The sequence below is a fragment of the Pseudomonas viridiflava genome (genome assembly GCF_001642795.1).
GTDB lineage: Bacteria > Pseudomonadota > Gammaproteobacteria > Pseudomonadales > Pseudomonadaceae > Aquipseudomonas > Aquipseudomonas viridiflava.
The window spans coordinates 384,486-409,832 of record NZ_LKEH01000025.1; the positions used below are offsets into that span (position 1 = coordinate 384,486).

Sequence of the window (25,347 nt, forward strand, 5' to 3'; positions counted from 1 at the left end):
CCGCCTGGGCGCCTTCACGGGCACTCGGCTCGTGAAGGCGCTATCAGCGATTTTTACAACAGATTGAAGGTCGCCTCTTTCACGGTCTGGGAGTCCAGGCCGATCATGACCTTGAACTCGCCGGGCTCGGCGGCGTACTTGAGCTGAGCGTTGTAGAACTTGAGATCGTTCTCGCTGAGCGTGAAGGTAACGACTTTCTCTTCGCCTGGCTCGAGCATGACCTTTTCAAAGTTTTTCAACTCTTTCACCGGACGGCTGATCGAGGCGGCAACGTCGCGCAGGTACAGCTGAACGATGGTTGCACCGGCTACCTTGCCGGTGTTCTTGACCGTCACGCTGGCGGTCAGTTTGCCTTTGCGTGCCATGTTGGCGTCCGACAGCTTGATGTCCGAGACGTCGAACTGCGTGTAGCTCAGGCCATAGCCGAAGGGGAACAGCGGGCCGTTTGGCTCTTCGAAGTAGTGCGAGGTGTAATTGCCCGGCTTGCCTTCATGGTAAGGACGGCCAGTGTTCAGGTGCGCGTAGTAGACCGGCAATTGACCGATCGAACGCGGGAACGACATGGCCAGTTTGCCCGACGGGTTGTAGTCGCCGAACAGCACGTCAGCCACGGCGTTACCGCCTTCGGTGCCCGGGAACCAGGTTTCGAGCATGGCGTCAGCCTGTTCCTGCTCATCGACCAGCACCAGCGGACGGCCGTTCATCAATACCAGAACCAGCGGCTTGCCAGTGGCCTTGAGTGCCTTGATCAGGTCGCGCTGCTTGCCCGGAATGGTCAGGCTACTGCGACTTGCCGATTCATGGGACATGCCGCGGGACTCGCCGACCACCGCCACGATCACGTCGGACTGCTCGGCCACCTTGACGGCTTCGTCGATCATTTCCTGAGCCGGACGTGGATCGATTTCCACTTCCTTCTCGATGAAGTTCAGGTAGTTGAGGATGTGTTCGTTGTCACTGACGTTAGCGCCACGGGCGTAGACCAGTTTGGCCTTGTCGCCGACAGCATTCTGCAGACCTTCATACACCGTCACCGACTGATTGGGACGACCGGCTGCCGACCAGCTGCCCAGCATGTCGAGATGGCTCTGCGCCAGGCCGCCGATCACGGCGATGGTGCCTTGCTTCTTCAGAGGCAAGGTGTCGTTCTGGTTTTTCAGCAGTACCAGTGTCTTGCGTGCCACGTCGCGGGCTTCGGCGCGATGCAGGCGATCGTCGGAGTAGGTGTCGGCCGGATCATCGGCGGCCACGCCAATGCGGCCGTAAGGCGCTGCGAACAGGCCCATATCGTATTTGGCACCCAGCACTTCACGTACGGCGTTGTCGATTTCCTTCATGGAAACCTCGCCGTCCTTGACCAGACCGGGCAACTGCTCGCCGTAGGCCACGTCGTTCATGCTCAGGTCGACACCGGCCTTGATGGCCAGCTTGGCGGCCTCACGGTAATCCTTGGCTACGCCATGTTCGATCAGCTCCTTGATCGCACCGTGGTCACTGATCGTGACGCCCTTGAAGCCCCAGTCCTTGCGCAGCAAATCCTGCATCAACCAGGTGTTGGAAGTTGCCGGAATGCCGTTGATCGAGTTCAGCGCGACCATGATGCCGCCGGCGCCAGCGTCTACACCGGCGCGATACGGCGGCAGGTAGTCGTTGTGCATGCGCGTCATGCTCATGTCCACGGTGTTGTAATCGCGTCCGCCTTCCACCGCGCCGTACAGGGCGAAGTGCTTGACGGCTGCCATGATGCTGTCGTTGGCGGCAACGTTCTTGCCCTGGAACGAGCGGACCATGACGTCGGAGATGCGCGAGACCAGATAGGTGTCTTCGCCAAAGCCTTCGGAGCTGCGTCCCCAGCGTGGATCACGGGAGATATCGACCATGGGCGCAAAGGTCATGTCCAGGCCGTCGGCGCTGGCTTCCTTCGCCGACACCCGGCCGGTCAGCGCAATGGCGTCCATGTCCCAGCTTGCAGCCATGCCGAGGCTGATCGGGAAAATCGTGCGATGGCCGTGGACAACGTCATACGCGAAAAACATCGGAATTTTCAGACGGCTCTTGGCGACTGCAGCTTCCTGCAAAGGACGGTTTTCCGAGCGTGTAATGGAGTTAAACGTGCCGCCGATGCGCCCAGCAGCGATTTCCTTGAGAATCATGGGCTGCGGCATTTCACCGCTGATGCTGATGAGGCGCAGCTGACCGATCTTTTCATCCAGAGTCATTTGTTTCATCAGTTTGCTGATGAACGCATTCTTTGCCTGAAGTGTGGACTTGGCCGAGACGGCAGAAGAGGCCGGAGCGTCAACCGCCGCGGCACTTTGAGCGATCATGGAGTGACTGGCCAGACCGACCAGCAAACCTAATAAACACAGCTTATTCATCAATAAATTCTCAAGGCTTTTGTCGGCAACTCGCGTTTAATATCCGACAGCCAGTTTTTGGGTTATAGACCTTTGGCGTTATTGTTCGAGCTGGGCGCAAGAATAGTTGCTGCCCGCTTCGTTGCACGAGGGCTTTCCAGGGTGTGTACGAAAATCGTCGGTTTGATTGATTTTTGTACACATCCTCGCTCGGTCAACAGTGTCCCGTGCTCGGCATCGGCGATGGATTATGCCGGGGAACTTGTGTTTTGGCTAAGGCGGTCGTTTCAATGGTTTCAAAAAGCACCGGAGGTCAGGTTTGAAGTGCGTGTTACAGATGATGTTGTACGCGGTAATGACGCTGGGCGTGGCATTTCGTGCCCAGGCCGAGCAGCCCGCACTGGTTTTTCCGCCCATGACGGGCAGCGTCGTGGATGCGGCACAGATGCTCGACAGTCAGACGACCGTGCGTCTTGCAAAGTTGCTGCGTGCCTATGAACAGACCACCGGTGAGCGAATTGTCGTCGTCACCCTGGCGGATCTGCAGGGCGCGACGATCGAAGAGTTCGGTGCCCAGTTGGGCGATGCCTGGGATCTGGGGCGGGGCGGCAAGGCCAACAGTGCCCTGCTGGTAGTCGACCGTGAAAAGCGCAAGGTGCTCATGGAGGTCGGCTCCGGGCTTGAAGACCGGTTGAGCGATGCCCAGTCGTCGCTCATCATCAATATGCTGGTCACGCCTGAATTCAATGACAGCCGGTTTGCCATCGGCATCGAGCGTGGCGCACAGGCGATGATCACCGCGCTGGGTGGTCAGGTTCCGGATTACCCTGAACCTGCGGCCCGTCTTGCTGTTTATGAAGAGCCGCTGAGCGATTTCCGTGTCTGGCTGACGGCCATTGTTCTGACCCTCGTTGTGCTGCTGATCGTGTTCGTCAGCATTCGGCGCTCGGTCGGCCGCCTGTGCCCCGGCGAGCAATCTGCAGGCCGCAGTGGCGGCCGATTCGATGGCGGTGGTGCCTCGGGCAACTGGTAATTGACCGATTCGGGAAATGAGAGAGTCATGGCTTTATTGAACAGAGAAGAACAGCGGCAGGTGGCAGAGGCGATTGATCGTGTGGAGCAACGCACCGATGCCGAACTGGTGACAGTACTGGCCGCCCGCGCTGACGACTATGCCTACATGCCGTTGATCTGGGGCGGTCTGCTGGGTCTGCTGCTGCCCGGCACCGTCAATTACTGCCTGCAATGGTTGAGTGCCGATGAGTTGATGCTGGCTCAAATGAGCACGTTCATCGTGGTCGCGCTGATCTGCCGTATTCCACGGGTGACCGGGCATCTGGTGCCCGCTTCGGTGCGGCGCTGGCGAGCGGGCAATCTGGCGCGGCGTCAGTTTCTGGAGCAGAACCTGCACAAGACCCACGACGGAACCGGCATTCTGGTTTTCGTCAGCGAAGCCGAGCGCTACGTTGAAATTCTTGTCGACCATGGCATTGCCAGCCGTCTGCACGACGATACCTGGAAAGCGATGGTCGATGTCTTCACTCAGCAGGTCAGGAACGGTCAGATTCTTGAGGGGTTTTTAGGCTGCATTCATGCCTGCGGCGAGTTGTTGGCCGATCATGTTCCGGTCACCCATGGCCGCAATGAGCTGCCCAATCGACTGGTGGTGTTGGGTTAGGGAGACACAGGCAGGTAATGCCAAGCGCATTCCTGCCCGTGGACGGCGGCAAGACTCAATCGCTGCGCGTGATGCTGTAAATCGACTTCATGTAAGCGCTGAGTTGATCCACGTGAAGATTGACAAGAGTCGGCACTTTCAAAGCGTCGTTTTCCAGAAAACGGTAGAGCGAATCACTGAGCTTTCTGGACTGTTGAACCCAGACCGCCCTGTTATTGTCGAGACTGGCCAGTGTCGCCAGTTCTTCCAGGTTTCGGGCAATCGCCTTCGCCTCTTTTTGCGTGGTTTGAGATTCAGCCAGCAGGGTGTTGTAGCGATGGCGCAGTTGGTCACGCTCGGCGATCAGATCGGAATATTTCAGTGCATTGCTGAGCTTGCCAAGCAGCTTTTGCAGTCTTCCAAGCCCGACTTGCATCACCATGAGGTGGGGTGAGGGAATGGCAACTGTCGACAGCTCCTCCTCGGTAGGCAGCGCTTCCTTGAACACGTTTGCCAGGTTGTGCTGTTCAAACGTCTTGACCGTTTCATCCAGAAGACGACGATCTTCTGCCACGGCATTCATCCTGGCTTCCCTTGCGGCAGACTGCTGATTCAAACCATTTAATTGTTCCTGCAGTTTGCCTGTCAGGTTGCTGTCCTCGAGTTGCAATTTGATCTGCTGAAGATCGTCAGTGGTGCGTGCAATTGCTTGAGCTGCATGGGTTAAAACGTCGCTCAGCTCTACTACCTGACGAACTCGCTGGGCAGCCAGCAGCTTGAGAGCCTGGAGCTTCTGCTCTTCGCTCAGACTCTGGTCCGCCTCGATCTGCAGTTGTTTGCGGTCGATGGCCGTATGATTGAAGGTCTTCAACTGCGCAGTCATCGTGGCCAGGTGATTCACAAATTGCGAGTCGGCGGCGTTGAGCGCTGTCTTGAGTGGCAATAATTTCTCTTTCATGGCGGGCAGGAAGTCGAGCGTCAAAGACGTTATCTGTGTATGAATGTGTTGACGTGCTGCATCCATGATTGCTCTGTCAGGTGCTGCCAATTGTTCAGGTTGGGAGGTGGCAGTATTGGTGATCATGTCCATGTCCTTATGGTTATTTGTGTTGTTGGTTTGAAAACTCATCCAGCGCCTGTTCGAAGGTCAGCAACAGGTGAGTTGTAACGCCCTTTATCTCTTCCCAGGGGGTCACGACTTTTTTGAAATCAAATACGAAGTCCATTAGCGTCTGATGGTCGTTGATCGTCGCCAGTTGTCTGGCGGCGGTCATTATATAAGTGGCCAGCATGGTCCAGAGATCCCGCAGGTTCACGGCGCTCTGATGAGCATCCAGCATACGAATCTTCATGTCTTCGAACAGCACTTCCAGACTGCGTATGGCCGCCGCGAGCGGACGCTTATATCCGAGCACTTCCAGCTTGGTCTTTTTTTCGGCGACCAGTCGGTTTTTCTCACGGCGGATCGCTTCCGCCTGGGTGCCGAATATGCTGTCCGTCACAATAAGCCCGACAATCCCGCCCAGCAGCCCCAGCGTAATATTGTTTTTCGTGGTCTTGTATTCCTGATGCTTCTGATCAATATCGACGGTAAGACGATCAATCTCCTCTTCAAGTGCGATCAGATCCTCGTCCAGATCCGACCGGCTGGCCAGACGCACTTTGTCGTTGATGCCAGGGACCAGATCGACGCTCAGAACGTGAGCAAACTGTTGAATGTCGTCGGCAAGTTTCCTGGATGCCTCTCGACGCTCTTCAATCTGCACGCCCACTTTTCTCAGCGTTTCAGCCAATGACAGACAGACTGTCTTGTCTGTTTTTGTCAGTGGAGCAGGCTTGAGGCTTCTGACTGTTTCGATGGTCAGGTCGGCAACGGTCAGTTGGATTTGCTTGACGAGTTCCATCTTGTCAACGTAGTCCAGAATCTGCTTGCCCTGATTGGAAAACTCACCGGCAAACAGATCAAGTTCGAAACCCTTGGCTTTGATATCGATTTCAATGGCTGACCAGCTTTGGGCGTGCCGGTTGATTGCGCTGTAGGTCAGCAACAGGTCCTTGGGCTCAAGACCGGGAATGCCGCTGTGCGTAAACCCAAGTTGTTGTTCTACCCGGGCAAGGGTGTTGGGCAGGTTCAAGCTGTGTCTTTCGTAACGCTTGATGCTGAGAATGTCTTCCTTGGTCAGAATCAGCGCCGTCGCCCGGCCATTGTTTTGTTCATCTTCCGCCAGGGTCCTGAGAAACTCGGTGGGCGTTATCATTACCTTGGCGTGTACGGGTATTTCAGATTTATTATTTGGGTCATGCATGGTGCACGTTCCTTGTGCAAGTTCAGTAAGGGCTCACTCGACAGCCATGCAGCACGCCGTGAGTCAGCGTGTTTCACTGTAACGGCGTTTTTCGGCTATTTAATATATTTGTATAGTGACCGACGAAAAATTCGTTTTACAGGCATTGCGCCACCGCCGTCCTGTCGGCGTTCATCGTAAGAACCGAAAATAGTCATGCCTGACAGGCGTCGGCACGCTTAAAATGCATGCCTGATTTTTACGAGTCCCTGCGGGGACGCTTGAGGCACCTTTCGATGTCCGTGACACCCACCGCTTCATCCTCTGCCGCGCCGGATCATCGTGCGCAATTTCTCGGCCTGCTGGACACCAGCCTGTCCCAGAATTCTTTGATCAAGCTGGTGCTGGCCAAATACGTGGGCAGCGAAGCCGAGGTGCAGCGGGTGATCATCAAGCCGCTGACGGTCCGCGAGCAGCCTTGCCTGTCTTTCGTGTACCGCTACAAGACCCGCGACATCACCAAGAACTTCCCCCTGGCCGAAGCCGTGGACGTCATCGCTGGCCTGATTCCCGAGTCGTTCAAGAACGCGCATCTGCTGTCACTGACCGATGAGGTGCAGCTGGAATTCAGCAAGAAAGGCAAAAGCACGTTGTTCAAGAGCAAGGCGCAGCAGGAGCGCGAAGCGCCCGCCGCCGGGCATGACCGTGAGAAGAAGCGCTACCTGGAATTGACGCGCCCGTTCCTGACCGATCTTGGCGTGACCAACCGTCAGCATGAACTGATCCCGGCCATGTCGCGCAAATGGAAGCAGATCAACAAGTTCATCGAAGTGTTTTCCCACGCCTTGACGTCTTCCCCACTCAAGCTGGATCAACCGGTCAAGGTCGCGGACTTCGGTTCGGGCAAGGGCTACCTGACGTTCGCCATCCATGACTATCTGCGCAATACGCTGCAGGCGCAGGGCGAGGTGACCGGTGTCGAGTTGCGCGAGGACATGGTGACCCTGTGCAACAACGCAGCGGCGCGCCTCGAGCACCCGGGGCTGGTCTTCAAGCACGGCGATGTGCGTACCGTTGCGCCGAGCGAGCTGGACGTGATGATCGCACTGCACGCCTGCGACATCGCTACCGACTACGCCATTCACATGGGGATTCGCTCCGGCGCGTCGATCATCATGTGCTCGCCTTGCTGCCACAAACAGATTCGTCTACAGATCCAGAGCCCGACCCTGCTCAAGCCAATGCTGCAATACGGCCTGCACATGGGCCAGCAGGCGGAGATGGTCACCGACAGCCTTCGCGCCTTGCTGCTGGAAGCGTGCGGTTACGAAACCAAGGTGTTCGAGTTCATTTCGCTGGAACACACCAACAAGAACAAGATGATCCTGGCGGTCAAACGCGCCGAGCCTGTCGATCCGACTCACCTGCTGGCGCGTATCCAGGAACTCAAAGCGTTTTACGGCATTACCGAGCAGTGCCTGGAAACCCTGCTTCGGGCGGATGGTTTTCTTGGTTGAAGGTTGAGCATATTTGCCCCTGAGCGGCAGGTACACGCCGCTCTATCCGGTCTGCGCCGTCTGTATCAACGTATGCGGTCTGCGCGCGAATCCTGTTTCACGCAACGTCTGCTGATTAGTTTTACTGCATTGAACATTAAGGCCTGCACATGGATACGCTTCGCCCTTACCTCCCAGCAGACAGGGACACCTGTCTGCAAATTTTCGACTCCAACACGCCACGCTTTTTCGACCCGTCCGAGCGCGACAAATTTGCCCGCTTTCTGATTGATCCTGTGGGGTCCTATTTCGTCGTGGAGCGCGAGGGTGAAGTCCTCGCTTGCGGTGGGTATCTGGTGCTTGCCGATCCGTCGATGGCCGAACTCACCTGGGGCATGGTGTCCGGAAATCAGCATGGCAATGGCCTGGGCCGGTTCCTCGTTTTGTCCCGGCTTGACCTGATGAGGGAGCTCCCGCACGTAAGCCAGGCTTACATCAACACCAGCCAGCTGGTTCAAGGTTTTTACGCTGGCCTGGGTTTTTCGCTGACCCGCTTGAAACGGGACGGTCACGGGGTGGGTATCGACAGCGTCGAGATGACGTTGAAGTTGTAACAAAAGAAAACTTATTTATTGAGCAAGTGCTCTAAAACTCAATGTTTGCTTGGTCAAAAGCTGGACGTAAACGTTACAGCTTTCAATAGTTTGTACAAGAATAGAGAGGGCATTAAGTAACGGATGTTCTGATAAATATTTATGTGGAACGCCTGCGGACACCCACTCTCTGAATACCGTCCATTACAAATTATATGAAGCAGGCAATCATGAACGCATACAGACTTTCAACGCTTGAAATCAAGCACATGGTCGAGCAGGCGCTGTTACCTCATCGCTGCACCTGGGACGCTGCAGAGGGTGAATCCCTGACATTGACCCTGACCAATCCCGAGAATCCAGATCACGCCATTTGTGTGACGGGAATCAAACTTGATCGAATGGTATCGAGCCGTGCGCTGTCGGAGCTGGTCGGCGAAGCGCGCATGCTGATGTCCATGAACGAGAATCCGGTCGCCGGTCTGGGTTACCGACAGGCAGCTACCAAGCGCTGGTAACAGCACCAGTCATGGTGAGAGTGACAGCTGATTGTTCCTGAGCCATCAGCGTCCGGAATGAAAGATCACCGCGTGGCAAGAGACGCCTTTTGAAGTTGCAAGTGTGGATGATCGAGTTATCCACACTTGAAGGGGCGGGCAGTGTTGCGTTGGTCTTCAAATGTCGTATTTCAAACGCTGGATCCTCATCGGGCGTGCCAGCTTCGCGGACAAGTCCGCTCCTGCGGGCAACACAGCGCCCGCTCCAGATACTCATCTCGAACAGAGACGCGGCTCAACCTCCAGGTTGTCCCTGCTTCCTGTGAGGGTTATCATCGCGCCGGTCAATCTGTGATCTGACGAAGGAAAATACCTTGCTCCGTTCCAACTGGCTGCCTACGCCGCCTTAGCGCTACGCCCCCCCTCGTAACACCCTGATCGCCTTCTAGCTGCGGTCGCTTTCTGCTGCGCCTGATTGTCGGCCGCAGCGCACCTTCAACACCACTGAAAACAGACGCACCTGCATCGCCCAGCGCCCGCCGCTGCGTGTCATGCCGTGCCTGCATGGGTGAATCAATGCTTGAAAATATCAAGGCTGCCTGGCTATCGAATGTCCGGGCCGACGTACTGGCGGGCCTCGTTGTCGCGATGGCCCTTATTCCCGAGGCCATCGCTTTTTCCATCATCGCCGGGGTCGATCCCCGCGTCGGGCTTTACGCTTCTTTCTGTATCTGTACGGTCATCGCGTTTGTGGGCGGGCGCCCTGCGATGGTCTCCGCTGCCACTGGTGCGATGGCGCTGCTGATGGTGAATCTGGTCAAGGATCACGGGCTGCAATACCTGTTGGCAGCCACGCTGGTTTGCGGCGTTTTGCAGATACTGGCGGGTTATCTGCGGCTGGGCGAACTGATGCGCTTCGTGTCGCGCTCCGTGGTGACTGGCTTCGTCAATGCACTGGCCATCCTGATCTTCCTGGCGCAACTGCCGGAACTTACCAACGTCACCTGGGTGGTGTACGCCATGACCGCTGGCGGTCTGGCGATCATCTATCTGCTGCCACGGATTCCGGTTGTCGGCTCGCTGCTGCCATCGCCTTTGGTGTGCATTCTAGTGCTCACCGCGATATCGGTGTTCATGGGGCTGAAGATTCACACGGTCGGCGACATGGGATCGCTGCCCGACAGCCTGCCGGTTTTCCTGTGGCCGGATGTGCCACTGACCTTCGAGACGCTGTTGATCGTACTGCCGTACTCGGCGGCCTTGGCGGTTGTGGGTTTGCTGGAGTCGATGATGACGGCCACCATCGTCGATGACCTGACTGACACGTCCAGCGACAAGAACCGCGAGTGCAAAGGGCAGGGCGTCGCCAACATTGCCAGCGGACTGATTGGCGGTATGGCCGGTTGCGCGATGATCGGTCAGTCGATGATCAACGTGAAGTCCGGCGGCAGGACGCGTCTGTCGACGCTGAGCGCCGGTGTTTCCTTGCTGGCGCTGATGATCTTCCTCGGAGACTGGCTGGCCCGCATTCCCATGGCCGCGCTGGTCGCAGTGATGATCATGGTGTCCATCAGCACCTTCAGCTGGAGCTCGATTCGCAACCTGCGTCAGTACCCGCTCTCCACCAATCTGGTGATGATCGTCACTGTGGTCGTGGTCGTTGCCACGCATAACCTGGCGTATGGCGTCGTGGCCGGAACGCTGTTGGCGGCGATGTTCTTTGCCAACAAGATTGCGTATTACCTGGACGTCAGCTCGAAGCAAGACCCCGAATACAGCCATCGCACCTATTACGTCAGCGGCCAGGTGTTCTTCGGTTCCGCAGACCGGTTCGCCCGTTCGTTCGACCTGAAAGAATCGCTCGAAACCCTGACCATCGACCTGAGGGACGCGCACTTCTGGGACATCACCGCTGTGGCTGCGCTGGACAAAGTGGTGTTGAAACTGAGGAGTGCCGGGATCGCAGTGGATGTGATCGGCATGAACAGCGCGACCGCGACACTGGTGGACAGATTCGGCGTGCATGACAAGCCTGGAGGTATCGAGGCGTTGATGAAGCACTGAGGTATTTTGGGCCTGAAACCCACAAACGGGCAGGCCCTTTTTATTGCCCCAGCGTTGGGCGCAGGCAGAAAATAAAGCTTTTTTTCGCACCCCTGCGGTGCTGTTACAAATTTAAAGTCCATAAATACAACAAAAACAACATTTGCCACTTGACGGTTTTTTCCACCTGATCAGTAATGCGCTGGCCTGGGCGACGCGCCCATGACTTGCCGGAGCATCCCCATTGATTGAGTCAAAGCGCTTCTCCATGCCCACTGTGATTCAGGCCCGCGAGCAGCTGGACGCAGGCACAATCACGTCTGTGGCGTTGGTGGAAGCGAGCCTTGAAGCGATCAAAACCCACAATCACACATTGAATGCCTTCGGCGATGTTTATGCAGACGCCGCGCTCGAACAGGCACGTCGGCAGGATGACGAGGCAGGCGACGGTCGCGTTCAAGGACCGCTGCACGGCATCCCGTTCGGCGTCAAAGACCTGTTTTCCACGGCAGGTCTGCGGACCACCAAAGGGTCGTTGACCAGTCTGGACAGTGTTCCGCTCAAGGACGCGCCCATCATTCAGCGCCTGAAAAACGCTGGCGCCATCATTCTCGGCAAGACCGCAACCACTGAGTTTGGCTGGACAGGGGCGAGTACCTCGCGGCTTTTCGGCAACGGGCGCACACCGTGGAATCCGAGCCTGACCAGCGGCGGCTCCAGCTCAGGCTCTGCGATTTCGGTTGCGGCGCGCATGGTTCCAGCGTCTCTGGGATCGGACGGCGGCGGGTCGGTGAGGATTCCCGGTTCGTTCTGCGGGATATTTGCCCTCAAGGGTTCACTGGGACGAATTCCCACGTGGCCATGGTCTGCGACTGAAATGCTCAGCCATGCAGGCCCGATGACCCGCACCGTGCGCGATTCGGCGTTGTTGTTCGACATTCTTTCAGGGCCGCATCCGCTGGACCATCAGGCGCTCCCGGCACCAACAGAATCCTGTCTGGCGCGCTGCGACCAGCCGTTTGGAAAGCTGCGCATCGCTTACGTCCCGACGTTGTTCAATATGCCTGTCGATCCGCTTATAGCGGCCGCGGTCGAGGCTGCTGTCGAAAGGATTGCTGCAAACCTGCCAGTGGACGTGAGCGCCCTTGCGCTGGATTGGCCAGACCCGTTGGCCACCTTTGAAACGCTTTGGGTGGCCGGACGCGGCATCGTCTACGGACGCGCGCTGGCCGACAGACTGGACGAGCTTGATCCCGGTTTCGCCCGTCTGATCAAGCAGTCTGCCCGCTACGATCTTGCCGGTTATCTTCAGGCCGTCGAACAGCGTGCCGCTTTCGCCAATCGGGTGCATGCGCTGTTCGACGATTACGATCTGCTGATCATGCCGACACTTCCTGTGCTGCCATTCGATGCCGATGAGGTCGCACCGGACGGCTTTGCCGATCAGGATGGCGCCGTACCGTGGGCACGCTGGACGCCCTTCACCTATCCCTTCAACGTGTCGGGAAACCCGGCGGCAACCATTCCCTGCGGCTTTGCCCCGAACGGGTTGCCCATCGGTCTGCAGGTGGTCGGTCCTCGTTTCGCGGACGCTGATGTCCTGCAATTCTGCGCAGCCTTCGAAGCGATTTCGCCGTGGGATCAATATTTGCCACCGATGCTTGCGCAATGAACACGCCCGACATGAGCAGCCATCAGCCGCCGAAGACAGATGGGTACACTGAACGCCTTTCTTCACAACGGAATGTCAGCCCCATGCTCAATCAGCCTCGTCTGGACGAAATCATGCGCCTGTTGGCTCAGCAACAGCGCGTCAAGGCGTCCGAGCTCGCACAGTCGCTTTATGTGTCGGAAGAGACCATTCGCCGCGACTTCAAGTACCTGGAAGAAATGGGCAAGCTGCGGCGCATTCATGGCGGGGCTATTCTGCCGCAGTTGAATGACGAGCCGCCGTTGCAGGTCCGCAGTCGCATGAAGCCGCAAGCCAAGGCGAGTATCGCCAGCAAGGCGGCAGGCCTGATCAGCGACGGCATGGTGCTGTTTCTCGACACCGGCACCTCGACCCTCGCACTGGCGCAGATGCTGTCCCGGTTCAGCCGGTTGAGGATCATCACCAACTCGCTGGACATCGCTCAGGTGGTGACCCATCAAAGCGACAACCAGGTACTGGTCGCTCCCGGAGACGTGCGCCGCAACGACAACGCGTTGATCGGCCCGCACACCCTGGCGTTCGCCAGCCAGTTCAATTACGACATCGCGTTCATGGGCATCGGCGCCATCGACCTTGAACAAGGCCTGATGGATTACCACGAGCCGGAAGCCATGTTGCGGCGCACGCTGGTCAAGCATTCCAGGCAGCGCGTGATCCTTGCCGACGACGGCAAGTTCGGTCACCGGATTTTTGTTAACACCCTGCCATTCAGTGCAATCACGACCCTGGTCACGAACCGTCCGCTATCGGCTGAGTTTACGGCTCGCCTGGAGAGAGATGATGTCGACATCCTGTACTCATGAATTGCTGACGCCAGATGCCGCCGACCATGCCCGGTTCGAGGCGCTGTTCGCCGAGAGCTCGGCCATTGGCGCGACACCTGCGGGTGGTCTGCACCGGCTCGCTGCATCGGCTGAAGACGGTCAGGTTCGCGACCTGTTTTGCGACTGGCTCAAGGCGCATGACTTTGAGGTGCGCATCGACGCGGTGGGCAATATTTTCGGCCTGATGACCTTCGACCCGCAGGCCCCGTATGTGGTGTGTGGCTCGCACCTGGACAGCCAGCCAAGCGCCGGTCGGTTCGACGGGGTGTACGGCGTGCTCGCCGGGGCCGTGGCGGTTTCCAGTCTGGGGCGCCAGATGCGCGAGCGCGGAGAAAAGCCGGCCTGCAATCTTGCTGTCGTGAACTGGACCAATGAAGAGGGCGCACGCTTTCAGCCGAGCCTGATCGGCAGCGGCGTGTTCACCGGCTCGCTGAGTCTTGAGCAGGCCTGGAACAGTAGCGATGGCGACGGCATCAGCCTCAGGCAGGCGTTGCAGGATATCGGTTATCTGGGCAACGGCCCGGTCAGCCTCGACATCGCGGGTTACGTGGAAATTCATGTCGAGCAGAGCACCGCGCTGGAGAGCCGCAAGCTGTCGATTGGCGTTGTCAGGGAGACCTGGGCCGCGCTGAAGCAACGTATTCGTTTCGACGGCGAGCAGAACCACACCGGACCAACGCCCATGGCCGCGCGCCGTGATGCAATGCTCGCTGCCGCACATGCCATCGTTGCGGTGCGTGCGGAAGCCGACCTGCACGGGTTGCAGATGCACAGCTCGGTGGGGCGCGTGGAGATCTGGCCGAACTCGCCCAACGTGGTGCCGTCTCGCGTGTCGCTGCTGGCGGAACATCGCTCGCGAGACACTGAACTGCTGCGTGCAGCCGCCGAGCGTCTGAACGCCACATTGCATGAGATCGCCGACCGGACCCAGACCCGTTTCGACATCGAGAGCAGCGTGCTGCGCGCCCCCGGTGTACTTCCCGACGGCTTCGCCGAACTGGCGCATGCAGTGGCGACCGAATTGGGTCTGCCCATCACCGACAGCGCAACAGTGGCCGGTCACGATGCGATCAGCATGAACAGCAAATACCCGGTCTGCCTGTTGTTCATCCCCAGTCGTAACGGCCTTTCGCACAACGAAGCCGAGTACACCAGTGACGAGGACATGCACAACGGTTTGAAAATGCTGACTGCCTTGCTTCATCGCGCCTGCACGGCGCCGGATTCCTTTCGCTGAGGGCAGACCATGTTCAAAGACACATCACCGCTGGATCGTCTTCACATTGCATTATCGGAAGCAGGGTTGGGCGACAACCTGAGCGTACAGGACGGGCCGTCCGGCATTGCCTCGCCGTCCAGGCTGGCCACCGAGTGGCTGGGTTATCACGTCACCGACGGCCAGACTGCCAGGTACGCAAAAGTGTTGCAGGCGGACATGGCGCCCTTGATCGATGTCGAGCGCAGCGCGCAGGCCAGCGAGTGTGCGGGCCTGAGCGGCGCAGCACCTCGGTTGATCAGTGCAGACAGGGCCAACGGCGTACTGATTTTCGAAGCCCTGAGCCCGGCAGACTGGCGCTGTGCACGGCTGGACGAACTCATCGCGCCGGGGCGGCTCGAGCAGGTGTGGGATCTGAAACGCGCTGTTCATAACGGAGCCGTGCCAGATTTCATCCGCTCGCCGATGGATGATCTGCAACGCCTGCGGGTGTTGTGCACGCGGGATCGGGTTGTATTGCCGCCAGAACATGCGTGGATTGATCGATGCGTCAACATGGCCTGGGACGCACTGCAAAACCGACCCTTTCACGCAGTGCCGATCCATGGCGATGGCGTCACCAGCAACGTCATGGTGTCGCGGGACGGGAATCTGAAGCTGGTCGACTTCGATTACGGCGGCTGCATGGATGCCTGGTATGACGTCGCAATTACCTTGAATGAGCTGTTTTCGTTTGAGGCGCAGTGGCGCGAAGGCATCGAATCATGGGCAGGCAAATGCCTTGAGGTGGATTACGCCGTCTGCCGTCTGTATGCGCTGATCAACGACTGGTACTGGACGCTGTGGGGGTTCTGGGCGGGCACAGTGTCTGCCCGGTCACTCGAGTTTTCCAAGCTCGGGCAATGGACCTTTTTGCGCTGCCTGCAGAGCACCCGGGATCCGCGCCTGGAAAGCTGGCTGCGTCAGGTTGGGGAGGCGCGCGCATGAACATTTTGGGAGAAGCCATGAGTCTTCATGAACAACAACTCGAGGCGGCGGTGTCCAGCATCAGCCAGTGGCGCGGCAAGCGGATCACGTACAGGCCGGTCAGCGGCGGGATTTCCAACACCAACTGGCGCGTCGAGGTCGAGGGCGCCGATACCGCGTATTTCTTCAAGATTCCGGGGGCGGGCACCGAGATGTTCATCGACCGTCGCACGGCTCATGACGCCAGTGTCGCCGCAGCGGCAACCGGATACGGCGCGCCGGTGTTTGCGTTTCTGGAAGAGTTCGGCGTCGAAGTGTTCGAGTTCATGGAAGGCTGGCGGGCGTCATCGAACCTCGATTTTCTGCAGCGCGACGTGCGTCACAACGCGCTGCTCGGGCTCAAGGCGTTCAATGATCAGGCGCTGTTGTGCCAGACCAAGACCGTGTTCGACATGATCGCCGAACACCAGACCCAGGTGGCTGAGCTCAACGCCTTGAAACCTCAGGATGGTGCATGGTTGTCGCTGCAATACGACAGAGCGAAAGCCGCGCTGCAAGCCTCAGGCATTGATCTGGCGCCGTGCATGAATGACACGCTGGCCGGTAACTTCATGCTCAATGATCGACAGCAAGTCAGGCTGGTCGATTTCGAATACGCATCCAACAACGATCGGCACTACGAGCTGGCGCTCTGGTTTGGCGAAATGTTCTTCACCGACGAGGTGGAACTCGAATTGGTCGAAGACTATTTCGGTCGCGTCGACACCCGGACGCTGGCCCGGATCAAGGTCAATAAAGCGCTCGCGGATATCAAATGGTCCACGTGGGCGATGGTGCAGCACGCCGTGTCGCAACTGGACTTCGACTTCTACAAATACGGTGCATGGAAGCAAATGAGGGCGCGCAATGCCATCAACGATCCACGCTGGGAAACCTGGCTCAGACAGGTCTGAACCTTCGTAATACAAGACCCGACAATCACAAGATCGGGCTATTGGCGGCAACTCTTTTACTGCTTGAGTTTTACTTGATCGATTAATCGCAAGATCCAAAATTCAAGGAGTCTTCCATGGGTACTGTTTCGATTGCGCGGCCCGGGCGTGTGAAAACGCTCGTGTTCGGTGTGTACTTTTTTGCATTGTTGATGATGGCATTGTTCCCGCCGTTCTACCTTCAGGTCAGTGGCAGTACGGTCATCGTGCTGGGTATTCCGCTGCCGATCTTTTACTGGATTCTGAACGCTGCGCTGATGGGCCTCGGTCTTTGGGTGCTTTACAGGGTCGAGTCCGCCAGCGGCGAGATTCCTGAAGACGGTGACGCACAATGATCAGCACACTCGTCAATTCGGACCTGTACATCACCTTCGGGCTCATCGGCCTGTTTCTGGCCGGGATGATCGGCGTGCTGTACGCCACCAATCGCAAGAGTGACTCGTTTTCCGACTATGCTGTTGGCGGCCGTTCCTACGGGCCTTGGTACATCGCGATGTGCTACACCAACTCATGGTGGCCGGGCGCGACGTTCACAGCGTTCTTTGCACTGTCGGTCGGCGGTGCGCTGGGCTTTTACGGCATGGTGTACGCAACCCTCGGGGTCACTGCCATGTACCTGATGGCCAACCGCGCCTGGACCTGGGGCAAGCGCTTCAACCTCACCACACAACCCGACCTGCTGGGCATGCGCTTCGACAGTCCAGCGGTAAAACGCATTGCCTCGATCATCGGCATCATCTCGGTGTTCCCGTGGGTGGTGATGGGGATTCAGGCGCTGGCCACGTTGTTTCAATTCGCCAGCTTCGGGCGTTGGGGCGTGACCACCTGCCTGACGGTTGGCGTGGTGGTTATTCTGATTCGGCAGTACTGGACCGTGAGCATGGGCATGCGCGGGCTGATCATGACCGACATGTATCAGGGGCTGATTGCCTACGTGCTCTGTGCCGCGCTTTGCGTGCTGCTGTTGTTCGGTGATCAGGCGTCGTTTTCCAACCTCGCGCAATTGCCCGCCAGCATGCTGGTGATTCCGGGCGGCGCAGGCAGCACTTACGGCCCGCTGTACATGTTCAGCCTGATTTTCACCGGCGTGATCGGTTCGATGTGCTGGCCGATGAGCTTCCAGCGTATCTACACCGCCAGCGGCGTGCGCTCGGTGAAGAAGGGCACCCTGGTCACCATTCTGCTCGTCGCAGGCTTCTACGGGATTCTGATGCTGTTCGCCGCCGCCGTCAGTCAGGACCCGAACGTCGCTGCGCATCCACAGCATGGCTGGTTCCTGTCGTTGTTCGACATTGGCGGGCCGTGGCTGCTGGCGGTCGCCATCGTGATCGTGCTGGCGGCCAGCATCGGTCACGTGGACGGCTGCGTACAAGTCTGCGGCACGCAGTTCGCCAACGACCTGGCGACCTGGAACGCGCCGCGCACCGACCGGCAGAAGACCATCCTCGCCAAGGTAGGCATGGTGGTGTTCATCAGTGCTGCGTCGGTACTGGCCTACCTGACCTTCGACTATGCCCGGCTACAGCTGCTGGCGCAGATTTCCTATCAGGGCATCATCCAGTTGGCCGTACCGTTGTTCTTCGGCATCTTCTCCCGCCGAGGCAATAAACAGGGCGCGATTGCCGGCATGCTCGTGGGCATCTTCGTGGCCATCGTGCTGACGACGATCTACCCGGACGACATCCCTCAGCTGGGTTCCCTGACCAGCGGGATCATCGGGCTGATCTTCAATGCGGTGATCTTTGTCGCGTGTGCATTCGCCATCAAGCCCAGTGCTGCGGAAGTGAAGCGGGTCGATGATCTGTTCGCGATTGCTGCGCCAGCTCCCAGGGTCGGCAACGCCATTCCCACCATGAATTGATACAGGCGCGCGCCCCTTTCGGGCGCGCTCGTTCAGCGCAGTTCGACTGTTGAGAGGACCCGATGGCTTTAGCGATATTTGATCTGGATGACACCTTGATTCATGGCGACAGCGCCAGCCTCTGGAGCCGGGAAATGATGCGGCTGGGCTGGGTGGAAGACGAAGACTTTCTGAGCCTCGATCAGGAGCTGATGAACGCCTACAGCCAGGGCAAACTGGCCATGGAGGATTACATGGCGTTCAGCCTCACACCGATGGTCGGCCGTACTGTGGGGAACGTGGCCGAGGCCGTCGCGCATTTCATCAAGGCCGTCATCGATCCGCTCGTGTACCGCGAGGCCCGTCAGACCATCGCCAGGCACAAGGCGGCCGGTGACCGGTTGCTGGTGATTTCGGCGACAGGCGTCCATATCGTCTCGCCTGTTGCCGCGCATCTGGGCATCGACGAAGTGTTGGCCATCGATCTGGAAGTGCAGGACGGTCAGTTCACCGGTCTCACCGAGGGCATCCTGACCTACCGCGAAGGCAAGGTGCTGCGGCTGAGCGAGTGGCTCAGGGCACAGGACGAAATGCTGGAAGGTGCGTTCTTCTACTCGGATTCCCGGAACGACCTGCCGATGCTGAAGCTGGTCGACAACCCCATTACCGTGAACCCGGACCCGACGCTGCGGGCGTACGCGCAGGAGCATGGCTGGCCGGTGCTGGATTGGGCGTGAGTGGTGTGTTGTCCATGCAGCACTTGGGATGTGGTGGTGCCTTCCCCAGGTATCGCATCTTCTCAGTCAGTCATCTCTTATCAAACAACACGTAATCTGCTGGATGAACACGTTTTTTGTGGTTAGATGTTTGCTGCGCGACAGCGCTACGTCGAAGACGTGGTGGGGCCTCCCAATCAACTCTCAAGCCCCGCCCAGAACTTCTCTGCAAAATCCCCCAGCGGAATCATTGCCCTGAATATCCGGATTTCGGTCTGGATGTCTGGCAGGGCTATCGAACTGTGGGTGAGACGTCCCGATGCCAACTCCGGTGCCGCCAGGCTCTGCGGCAGCCAGGCGATACCCTTGGCCTGCAACGCCATCGACAGCAGCACCGCCGCCAGGTGCGAGCTGAAAACGGTTTCCAGCGCGGGATGATCAGGGTGGTTCTGCAGGTACGAGGCGATGATTCGACCCAGCCCCGACTCTGCCGTGTAGGACAGAAAAGGCACAGGCTCGCCGGGCTTCAGCTCGGGGGATTGCAAGGCGAGCAGGGCGTCGGCGCCGATCACCTTGCTGTCGAATTGCTTGCTGTCGAACCGGGGCAGTACGTTGGGATACTGATGGCAGATCAGGAACTGCACTTCACCGTTGAGCAGCAACTGCTCACACGCCGCCATGTTGTCGGAGTGAAGCCTGATGCCTTCAATCGGCGCACCGTCTTCCACCTGTCTGATCCAGGCCGGGAAGAAGGTGAACGACAGCGAGTGCGTGGCGGCAAAATGCAGCGTGCGGGTGGCCTTGCCTGCGACTTCCTTCACTTCCGCGCGCATCTGGTAGAGCCTTCGCGTCAGCTCGCGGGCGTTGTCCAGCATGCTCTGGCCCGCTTCGGTCAGCGTCGCGCCCTGGGCGGTGCGCTCGAACAACTCGACGCCCACCCAGCTCTCCAGCGCCCTGATCCGTCGGCTGAACGCTGGCTGAGTGACATGCCGTGCGTCGGCGGCACGTGAGAAATTTCCGCTCTCGGCGAGGGCGTTGAAGTCCTCCAGCCACACGAGTTCCATGGGTGATGCCTTGTACACATAGGGTGCTGCATTAATAGCATTGGCTCCGATTTCGCGTCCAGCCCTACAGTCTGTGCGTACCAACCCGGGGTTCCGGGGATAACAATCAGAGAGGACGCTCCCCCATGCGCATCGTCGAAATTCGTGAAAAAACGGTTTCCATCGCATCACCCATTGCCAATGCCTACATCGACTTTTCCAAGATGACGTGCTCGGTGGTCGCCGTCATCACTGACGTGATTCGTGATGGCAAACCGGTGATCGGTTATGGCTTCAATTCCAACGGTCGCTATGGGCAGGGTGCGTTGATGCGCGACCGTTTCCTGGCCCGCATCAGCGAAGCGGATCCCGAGACGCTGGTCGACAAGGAGCGCGACAATCTCGACCCTTTCGCCATCTGGAAAACCCTGATGACGAATGAAAAGCCGGGCGGGCACGGCGAGCGCTCCGTGGCCGTGGGCACCATCGACATGGCGGTCTGGGACGCCGTTGCCAAGATCGAAGGCAAGCCGCTGTATCGCCTGCTGGCTGACCGCTATCGCGATGGCGTGGCTGACGACAAGGTCTGGGTTTACGCGGCAGGCGGTTATTACTATCCGGGCAAGGACCAGACCAAACTCAAGGCCGAGATGCAGAGCTACCTGGATCGCGGCTATGACGTGGTCAAAATGAAGATCGGTGCCGTGCCGCTGGATGAGGACATTCGTCGCATCGAGGCGGTGCTGGAAGTGGTGGGCGACGGTCGTCGACTGGCCGTCGATGCCAACGGTCGCTTCGACATCAAGACGGCCATCGCGTACGCCGAAGCCATCAAGAAGTACAACCTGTTCTGGTACGAAGAAGTCGGTGACCCACTGGATTACGCGCTGCAGGCCGAGCTGGCCAATCACTATGAGCTGCCGATGGCGACCGGTGAAAACCTCTTCTCTCATCAGGACGCCCGTAACCTGCTGCGCCACGGCGGCATGCGCCCTGACCGCGACTACGTGCAGTTCGACTGCGCGCTGTCCTACGGCCTGGTGGAGTACATGCGCACGCTGGACGTCATGAAAGAGCTGGGCTGGTCATCGCGCCGGGTCGTTCCGCATGGCGGTCACCAGATGTCCCTGAATATCGCTGCGGGCCTGCACCTGGGCGGCAACGAGTCGTACCCGGATGTGTTCCAGCCGTTCGGCGGCTTCGCCGACGGAATTCGCGTCGAGAATGGATACGTCGGCCTGCCGGATATCCCGGGTGTCGGCTTCGAGGCCAAGTCCGAACTCTACAAAGTGATGCGGGAACTCGGCGAAGGCTGACCGGTTTTCATCATGACGCGGCCCTCCACGACAGGGCCGCGCTTGTCCTCATACAAAAACAACACTGAGGTACAGCCATGAACACAGCCACACGCTGGTACAAGCTTCTGTACGTCCAGGTTTTGATAGGCATCGTCATCGGCGGTCTTATCGGCTACCTGATTCCCGACATCGGCGCCAGGCTCCAGCCACTGGCCGACGGGTTCATCAAACTCATCAAGATGCTGCTCGCGCCGATCATTTTCGGCACGGTCGTGGTCGGTATCGCCAAGATGGGCAGCATCAGGGAGGTGGGCCGCACGGGCGGTAAGGCGCTCCTGTATTTCGAGATTGTTTCGACACTGGCGCTGGTCATCGGTCTGGTCGTCGTCAACCTGATGAAGCCGGGTGAAGGCATGAACATTGACGTCAGCACCCTCAACGTCGATGCGATCAAGGGCTATGCCCAGGCCGCCGAGTCGCAGGGCGGTGCCGTCAGCTTCTTCATGAACATCATTCCGACCACCATTGTGGACGCCTTTGCCAAAGGCATCATGCTTCAGGTGATCTTCATTTCCGTGTTGATGGGCATTGCGCTCGTGCAGTTGGGTGAGGCGGGCAAACCGCTGGTCAACATCATCGACCTGTTGTTGCAGAGCCTGTTTCGCATCGTGGCCATGGTGATGCGTCTCGCGCCGATCGGGGCGGGCGCAGGCATGGCGTTCACGATTGGCAAGTACGGAATTGGCACGCTGGTGTCGCTCGGTCATCTGATGCTGGCGCTGTACGTGACCACGCTGTTTTTCATTGTCGTGGTACTGGGCTCGATTGCCCGCTGGTCAGGCGTACCGTTGCTTACGTTTCTGCGCTATTTCAAGGACGAGATTCTGGTCACGCTCGGGACATGCTCCACCGAAGCTGTGCTGCCCAGAATGATGATCAAACTCGAAAAACTCGGCTGCAAACGCTCGGTCGTCGGGATGGTGCTGCCAACCGGTTACACGTTCAATTCGGACGGCACCTGCATTTACCTCACCATGGCGGCGATCTTCGTGGCTCAGGCCACCAATACGCCGCTGACCCTGGCGGATCAACTGGTCGTGCTTGGCGTGCTGTTACTGACCTCGAAAGGATCGGCGGGTGTGGCCGGGGCAGGCTTCGTGACGCTGGCCGCGACGCTGTCGGTGATCCCGGAAATTCCGTTGGTCGGTCTGGTACTGCTGTTGGGTGTCGACCGCTTTCTGAACGAAGCGCGTGCAGTTACCAATCTGATCGGTAACGGCATCGGCACCATCGCCATTGCCAAGTGGGACGGCGCGTTCGATCAGGCGGTGGCTGATCGGGAGATCGAGGCGATGAAGCATCCTCAGGACGTTGCGTCCGCAGCGCCGGTCAAACCTGATACCGCACACTGAAAAATGATGCTCGGCCCCGGAAGCGGGGTCGATGCAGATGCATCCAGCAACTATCCCAACTGCCGAAGAATCGCTGCCAGCAGCCCCGGAAAGCGGGTTTCAAGCTCCTCGCTGCGCAGCGAGTTCATGTGCGTGGTCCCCACATTGCGCGTTTGCACCAACCCGGAATCCCGCAGCACCCGGAAGTGGTGGGAGGCGCTGGACTTGGGTCTTTCGCCGCACAACTCACCACACGTCGCCTCGGGTACGCCTGCCAGATGGCGGACGATTTCCATACGCACAGGGTCGCTCAACGCATACAAAACGCGGTCGAGGGTGAAGGCATCGGGTTCGGGATGTTTTAGGGTTCGCATGGACGGCATGATAACGAGGGGTTTCAATTGCCGCTATATTTCGAATACTATCGAACAATCGTATTTCGACATACCGGGAGATATTCATGTCCGCGCTGTTCCAACCCTACACCCTCAAAGACGTGACCCTGCGCAACCGCATCGCCATTCCGCCCATGTGCCAATACAGTGCCGACGACGGCGTGATCAACGACTGGCACCACGTTCATCTGGCCAGCATGGCGCGTGGCGGAGCAGGGTTGGTGGTGGTTGAAGCGACCGCCGTGGCACCCGAAGGTCGAATCACTCCGGGCTGCGCGGGTATCTGGAATGACCAGCAGGCGCAGGCATTTGTTCCCATCGTGAAGGCCATCAAGGCGGCCGGATCCGTTCCAGGTATTCAGATTGCCCACGCAGGCCGCAAGGCAAGCGCCAATCGTCCGTGGGAAGGTGACGACCACATTGCCGACTCCGACGCTCGTGGTTGGGAAACCATCGCGCCGTCCGCCATCGCGTTTGGTGCGAACCTGCCCAAAGTGCCGCGTGAAATGACCCTGGAGGACATCGCCCGCGTCAAGCAGGACTTCGTCAACGCCGCACGCCGCGCCCTTGAAGCCGGCTTTGAATGGATCGAACTGCACTTTGCCCACGGCTACCTGGGGCAAAGCTTCTTCTCCGAACACTCCAACCAGCGCACCGACGCCTACGGCGGCAGCTTCGAAAACCGCAGCCGTTTCCTGCTGGAAACCCTGGCGGCCGTGCGTGAAGTCTGGCCGGAAAACCTGCCACTGACCGCCCGTTTCGGCGTCATCGAATACGACGGTCGCGACGAGCAGACCCTTACCGAGTCCATCGAACTGGCACGTCGTTTCAAGGCTGGCGGGCTCGACCTGTTGAGCGTCAGTGTCGGCTTCACCATTCCTGACACCAACATTCCGTGGGGTCCTGCGTTCATGGGGCCGGTCGCCGAACGTGTGCGTCGCGAAGCAGGCATTCCAGTGACCTCTGCATGGGGTTTCGGCACACCGCAACTGGCGGAAGAGGCGGTCAAATCGGGTCAGCTCGATCTGGTTTCTGTTGGCCGCGCGCACCTTGCAGATCCGCATTGGGCCTATTTTGCTGCGAAGGAACTCGGTGCCGAGAACGCGTCGTGGACCTTGCCAGCGCCTTACGCGCATTGGCTTGAGCGGTATCGTTAAGAGGCAGTCTTACGCGATTAATCGAGTAGCTTGATTACTCCAGAAACAAAGAAGGGCACTTAAGGTGCCCTTTTTCTTGCCTGGGAGAATCACTGGAACTCCAATCTGCGGTACTGGCGATTTCTATCAGCGGTACTCAGTATGCAGCTCGTTCAATGCCGCAGCGGCCAAAAAGCCAGAGCGTGAGGCGTATCGATGATCGGTTTTGACGCGCTCATCGATTTTGGCCAGCAGGTGTTCCGGAAGTGTCGCGTTGAATCGTACTGACTTGCCAAAATAAGGCGTCACGTCGAACTCGACCACCGCCCAGATACCGTCTTCGTAGTCGGGATTGGCCATATGAATATCAATGGCTCGCGCATCGGGGAGTGGTGCGCCATCGGCCACCAGACCTTCAAAGTGCAGCGATAACGCCTCTTTCACACTTTCCAGTGCTTCCGATACCGAGCTGCCTGCCGAAAAGCAACCAGGCACGTCCGGAACAGTTACTCCATAGTCTGAATCGGCGTCTTTATGCAGAACGACGGTGAATTTCATGAGTTGTCTACCTTTTCTCTTTGATCGCAAGGCTGTCAGCCTGACAGATCCTAAATGCCGTCACACTGAAGACGAGATGCAAGGGTGCCTCTTCTTTTCTGGCGGTCATTTCAATCCCGCTTGCTTCAATATGCTATTCATCGTTTTGATCGGTATATCGGAATCCGGGTGCTTGATCGTTACCCTTCCAGGCTTTGACGAGTGCTTGTATTGATGGTGACTACCTTTGGTCGCCACGAGATACCATCCATCATCCTCAATCGTTCTTATCATTTCCCTGCTTCGCATCACCCAAGCCTATCATTACCCAAGGTGTGTACTATACACACTAGC

Annotated in this window: 24 protein-coding genes; 17 read left to right on the plus strand and 7 right to left on the minus strand. The window is 58.3% G+C overall.

Features of this window, described 5'->3' with window-relative positions; all coding sequences use genetic code 11:
• Window positions 1–53: 53 nt before the first annotated feature.
• The gene (gene bglX, locus AO065_RS12440) at window positions 54–2,378 is read right to left on the minus strand and encodes a beta-glucosidase BglX (RefSeq protein ID WP_004881300.1); all 2,325 of its coding nucleotides are present in this window, start codon (window positions 2,376–2,378) and stop codon (window positions 54–56) included.
• Window positions 2,379–2,697: 319 nt separating this feature from the next.
• On the opposite strand from bglX, the gene AO065_RS12445 reads away from it, so the two are divergent.
• Both AO065_RS12445 and AO065_RS12450 read left to right on the plus strand, forming a co-directional pair.
• Window positions 2,698–3,390, plus strand: coding sequence for a TPM domain-containing protein (locus tag AO065_RS12445; RefSeq protein WP_032650752.1), 693 nt, complete (start codon window positions 2,698–2,700; stop codon window positions 3,388–3,390).
• Between the two features lie 27 nt (window positions 3,391–3,417).
• Window positions 3,418–4,035 carry a TPM domain-containing protein gene (locus AO065_RS12450; RefSeq protein ID WP_004881296.1) on the plus strand — a complete coding sequence of 206 codons (618 nt, stop codon included), beginning with the start codon at window positions 3,418–3,420 and terminating at the stop codon, window positions 4,033–4,035.
• A 55-nt stretch (window positions 4,036–4,090) separates the two neighbouring features.
• Here AO065_RS12450 and AO065_RS12455 read toward each other — a convergent pair whose 3' ends face one another.
• The gene (locus AO065_RS12455; protein ID WP_004881294.1) at window positions 4,091–5,098 is read right to left on the minus strand and encodes an alpha-xenorhabdolysin family binary toxin subunit B; all 1,008 of its coding nucleotides are present in this window, start codon (window positions 5,096–5,098) and stop codon (window positions 4,091–4,093) included.
• 16 nt (window positions 5,099–5,114) lie between these two features.
• Window positions 5,115–6,320: an alpha-xenorhabdolysin family binary toxin subunit A gene (locus AO065_RS12460; RefSeq protein ID WP_050562155.1), complete on the minus strand. Its 1,206-nt coding sequence runs from the start codon at window positions 6,318–6,320 to the stop codon at window positions 5,115–5,117.
• Window positions 6,321–6,595: 275 nt separating this feature from the next.
• On the opposite strand from AO065_RS12460, the gene AO065_RS12465 reads away from it, so the two are divergent.
• The 12 genes from AO065_RS12465 (at window position 6,596) to AO065_RS12520 (ending at window position 19,214) form a co-directional block, all read left to right on the plus strand.
• Window positions 6,596–7,816, plus strand: a complete 1,221-nt coding sequence (locus AO065_RS12465; protein ID WP_004881288.1) for a class I SAM-dependent methyltransferase — start codon at window positions 6,596–6,598, stop codon at window positions 7,814–7,816.
• A 149-nt stretch (window positions 7,817–7,965) separates the two neighbouring features.
• Window positions 7,966–8,409: a GNAT family N-acetyltransferase gene (locus AO065_RS12470; RefSeq protein ID WP_004881287.1), complete on the plus strand. Its 444-nt coding sequence runs from the start codon at window positions 7,966–7,968 to the stop codon at window positions 8,407–8,409.
• 209 nt (window positions 8,410–8,618) lie between these two features.
• Window positions 8,619–8,906 (plus strand): DUF1652 domain-containing protein, encoded by a 288-nt coding sequence (locus AO065_RS12475; protein ID WP_004881286.1) that lies wholly within the window; start codon window positions 8,619–8,621, stop codon window positions 8,904–8,906.
• A gap of 555 nt (window positions 8,907–9,461) precedes the next feature.
• Window positions 9,462–10,949, plus strand: a complete 1,488-nt coding sequence (locus AO065_RS12480) for a SulP family inorganic anion transporter (protein WP_004881285.1) — start codon at window positions 9,462–9,464, stop codon at window positions 10,947–10,949.
• Between the two features lie 247 nt (window positions 10,950–11,196).
• Window positions 11,197–12,600, plus strand: a complete 1,404-nt coding sequence (locus AO065_RS12485; RefSeq protein WP_004881283.1) for an amidase — start codon at window positions 11,197–11,199, stop codon at window positions 12,598–12,600.
• An 83-nt stretch (window positions 12,601–12,683) separates the two neighbouring features.
• Window positions 12,684–13,442, plus strand: a complete 759-nt coding sequence (locus AO065_RS12490; RefSeq protein WP_004881280.1) for a DeoR/GlpR family DNA-binding transcription regulator — start codon at window positions 12,684–12,686, stop codon at window positions 13,440–13,442.
• The gene (locus AO065_RS12495) at window positions 13,420–14,700 is read left to right on the plus strand and encodes a Zn-dependent hydrolase (RefSeq protein ID WP_004881278.1); all 1,281 of its coding nucleotides are present in this window, start codon (window positions 13,420–13,422) and stop codon (window positions 14,698–14,700) included. The genes AO065_RS12490 and AO065_RS12495 overlap by 23 nt, the downstream gene beginning before the upstream one ends.
• 9 nt (window positions 14,701–14,709) lie before the next feature.
• A complete protein-coding gene (locus AO065_RS12500) occupies window positions 14,710–15,666 on the plus strand; it encodes a phosphotransferase family protein (RefSeq protein WP_004881275.1) in 957 nt (318 codons plus the stop codon).
• Entirely contained in the window at window positions 15,663–16,598 is a 936-nt protein-coding gene (locus AO065_RS12505; protein ID WP_004881274.1) for a choline/ethanolamine kinase--aminoglycoside phosphotransferase, read from the plus strand. Before AO065_RS12500 ends, AO065_RS12505 begins: the two co-directional genes overlap by 4 nt.
• 116 nt (window positions 16,599–16,714) lie before the next feature.
• Complete coding sequence (locus tag AO065_RS12510; protein ID WP_004881272.1) at window positions 16,715–16,972, plus strand: hypothetical protein; 258 nt, start codon at window positions 16,715–16,717, stop codon at window positions 16,970–16,972.
• Window positions 16,969–18,498 carry a sodium:solute symporter family protein gene (locus AO065_RS12515; RefSeq protein WP_004881270.1) on the plus strand — a complete coding sequence of 510 codons (1,530 nt, stop codon included), beginning with the start codon at window positions 16,969–16,971 and terminating at the stop codon, window positions 18,496–18,498. The genes AO065_RS12510 and AO065_RS12515 overlap by 4 nt, the downstream gene beginning before the upstream one ends.
• Window positions 18,499–18,560: 62 nt before the next feature.
• Window positions 18,561–19,214: an HAD family hydrolase gene (locus AO065_RS12520; protein ID WP_004881268.1), complete on the plus strand. Its 654-nt coding sequence runs from the start codon at window positions 18,561–18,563 to the stop codon at window positions 19,212–19,214.
• Between the two features lie 176 nt (window positions 19,215–19,390).
• On the opposite strand, the gene AO065_RS12525 is transcribed toward AO065_RS12520, so the two are convergent.
• Window positions 19,391–20,257, minus strand: a complete 867-nt coding sequence (locus tag AO065_RS12525) for a LysR family transcriptional regulator (protein ID WP_004881267.1) — start codon at window positions 20,255–20,257, stop codon at window positions 19,391–19,393.
• Window positions 20,258–20,382: 125 nt separating this feature from the next.
• On the opposite strand from AO065_RS12525, the gene AO065_RS12530 reads away from it, so the two are divergent.
• The gene (locus AO065_RS12530) at window positions 20,383–21,552 is read left to right on the plus strand and encodes a mandelate racemase/muconate lactonizing enzyme family protein (protein ID WP_004881265.1); all 1,170 of its coding nucleotides are present in this window, start codon (window positions 20,383–20,385) and stop codon (window positions 21,550–21,552) included.
• 77 nt (window positions 21,553–21,629) lie between these two features.
• Window positions 21,630–22,946, plus strand: a complete 1,317-nt coding sequence (gene dctA, locus AO065_RS12535; RefSeq protein ID WP_004881264.1) for a C4-dicarboxylate transporter DctA — start codon at window positions 21,630–21,632, stop codon at window positions 22,944–22,946.
• Window positions 22,947–22,996: 50 nt separating this feature from the next.
• Here dctA and AO065_RS12540 read toward each other — a convergent pair whose 3' ends face one another.
• A complete protein-coding gene (locus tag AO065_RS12540) occupies window positions 22,997–23,308 on the minus strand; it encodes an ArsR/SmtB family transcription factor (RefSeq protein ID WP_004881262.1) in 312 nt (103 codons plus the stop codon).
• 77 nt (window positions 23,309–23,385) lie between these two features.
• Between AO065_RS12540 and AO065_RS12545 the strand changes: the two genes are divergently transcribed.
• Window positions 23,386–24,477, plus strand: coding sequence for an NADH:flavin oxidoreductase/NADH oxidase (locus tag AO065_RS12545; protein WP_004881260.1), 1,092 nt, complete (start codon window positions 23,386–23,388; stop codon window positions 24,475–24,477).
• A 126-nt stretch (window positions 24,478–24,603) separates the two neighbouring features.
• Here AO065_RS12545 and AO065_RS12550 read toward each other — a convergent pair whose 3' ends face one another.
• Together AO065_RS12550 and AO065_RS26630 are read right to left on the minus strand one after the other, a co-directional pair.
• Complete coding sequence (locus tag AO065_RS12550; protein ID WP_004881257.1) at window positions 24,604–25,014, minus strand: type II toxin-antitoxin system HicB family antitoxin; 411 nt, start codon at window positions 25,012–25,014, stop codon at window positions 24,604–24,606.
• A 105-nt stretch (window positions 25,015–25,119) separates the two neighbouring features.
• The gene (locus AO065_RS26630; RefSeq protein WP_004881256.1) at window positions 25,120–25,302 is read right to left on the minus strand and encodes a type II toxin-antitoxin system HicA family toxin; all 183 of its coding nucleotides are present in this window, start codon (window positions 25,300–25,302) and stop codon (window positions 25,120–25,122) included.
• Window positions 25,303–25,347 lie beyond the last annotated feature (45 nt).

Coding starts and splice junctions, on each gene's coding strand:
- bglX (WP_004881300.1), bottom strand. CDS start 2,378: ATGAATAAGCTGTGTTTATTAGGTTTGCTGGTCGGTCTGGCCAGTCAC.
- AO065_RS12445 (WP_032650752.1), top strand. CDS start 2,698: ATGTTGTACGCGGTAATGACGCTGGGCGTGGCATTTCGTGCCCAGGCC.
- AO065_RS12450 (WP_004881296.1), top strand. CDS start 3,418: ATGGCTTTATTGAACAGAGAAGAACAGCGGCAGGTGGCAGAGGCGATT.
- AO065_RS12455 (WP_004881294.1), bottom strand. CDS start 5,098: ATGATCACCAATACTGCCACCTCCCAACCTGAACAATTGGCAGCACCT.
- AO065_RS12460 (WP_050562155.1), bottom strand. CDS start 6,320: ATGCATGACCCAAATAATAAATCTGAAATACCCGTACACGCCAAGGTA.
- AO065_RS12465 (WP_004881288.1), top strand. CDS start 6,596: ATGTCCGTGACACCCACCGCTTCATCCTCTGCCGCGCCGGATCATCGT.
- AO065_RS12470 (WP_004881287.1), top strand. CDS start 7,966: ATGGATACGCTTCGCCCTTACCTCCCAGCAGACAGGGACACCTGTCTG.
- AO065_RS12475 (WP_004881286.1), top strand. CDS start 8,619: ATGAACGCATACAGACTTTCAACGCTTGAAATCAAGCACATGGTCGAG.
- AO065_RS12480 (WP_004881285.1), top strand. CDS start 9,462: ATGCTTGAAAATATCAAGGCTGCCTGGCTATCGAATGTCCGGGCCGAC.
- AO065_RS12485 (WP_004881283.1), top strand. CDS start 11,197: ATGCCCACTGTGATTCAGGCCCGCGAGCAGCTGGACGCAGGCACAATC.
- AO065_RS12490 (WP_004881280.1), top strand. CDS start 12,684: ATGCTCAATCAGCCTCGTCTGGACGAAATCATGCGCCTGTTGGCTCAG.
- AO065_RS12495 (WP_004881278.1), top strand. CDS start 13,420: ATGTCGACATCCTGTACTCATGAATTGCTGACGCCAGATGCCGCCGAC.
- AO065_RS12500 (WP_004881275.1), top strand. CDS start 14,710: ATGTTCAAAGACACATCACCGCTGGATCGTCTTCACATTGCATTATCG.
- AO065_RS12505 (WP_004881274.1), top strand. CDS start 15,663: ATGAACATTTTGGGAGAAGCCATGAGTCTTCATGAACAACAACTCGAG.
- AO065_RS12510 (WP_004881272.1), top strand. CDS start 16,715: ATGGGTACTGTTTCGATTGCGCGGCCCGGGCGTGTGAAAACGCTCGTG.
- AO065_RS12515 (WP_004881270.1), top strand. CDS start 16,969: ATGATCAGCACACTCGTCAATTCGGACCTGTACATCACCTTCGGGCTC.
- AO065_RS12520 (WP_004881268.1), top strand. CDS start 18,561: ATGGCTTTAGCGATATTTGATCTGGATGACACCTTGATTCATGGCGAC.
- AO065_RS12525 (WP_004881267.1), bottom strand. CDS start 20,257: ATGGAACTCGTGTGGCTGGAGGACTTCAACGCCCTCGCCGAGAGCGGA.
- AO065_RS12530 (WP_004881265.1), top strand. CDS start 20,383: ATGCGCATCGTCGAAATTCGTGAAAAAACGGTTTCCATCGCATCACCC.
- dctA (WP_004881264.1), top strand. CDS start 21,630: ATGAACACAGCCACACGCTGGTACAAGCTTCTGTACGTCCAGGTTTTG.
- AO065_RS12540 (WP_004881262.1), bottom strand. CDS start 23,308: ATGCCGTCCATGCGAACCCTAAAACATCCCGAACCCGATGCCTTCACC.
- AO065_RS12545 (WP_004881260.1), top strand. CDS start 23,386: ATGTCCGCGCTGTTCCAACCCTACACCCTCAAAGACGTGACCCTGCGC.
- AO065_RS12550 (WP_004881257.1), bottom strand. CDS start 25,014: ATGAAATTCACCGTCGTTCTGCATAAAGACGCCGATTCAGACTATGGA.
- AO065_RS26630 (WP_004881256.1), bottom strand. CDS start 25,302: ATGCGAAGCAGGGAAATGATAAGAACGATTGAGGATGATGGATGGTAT.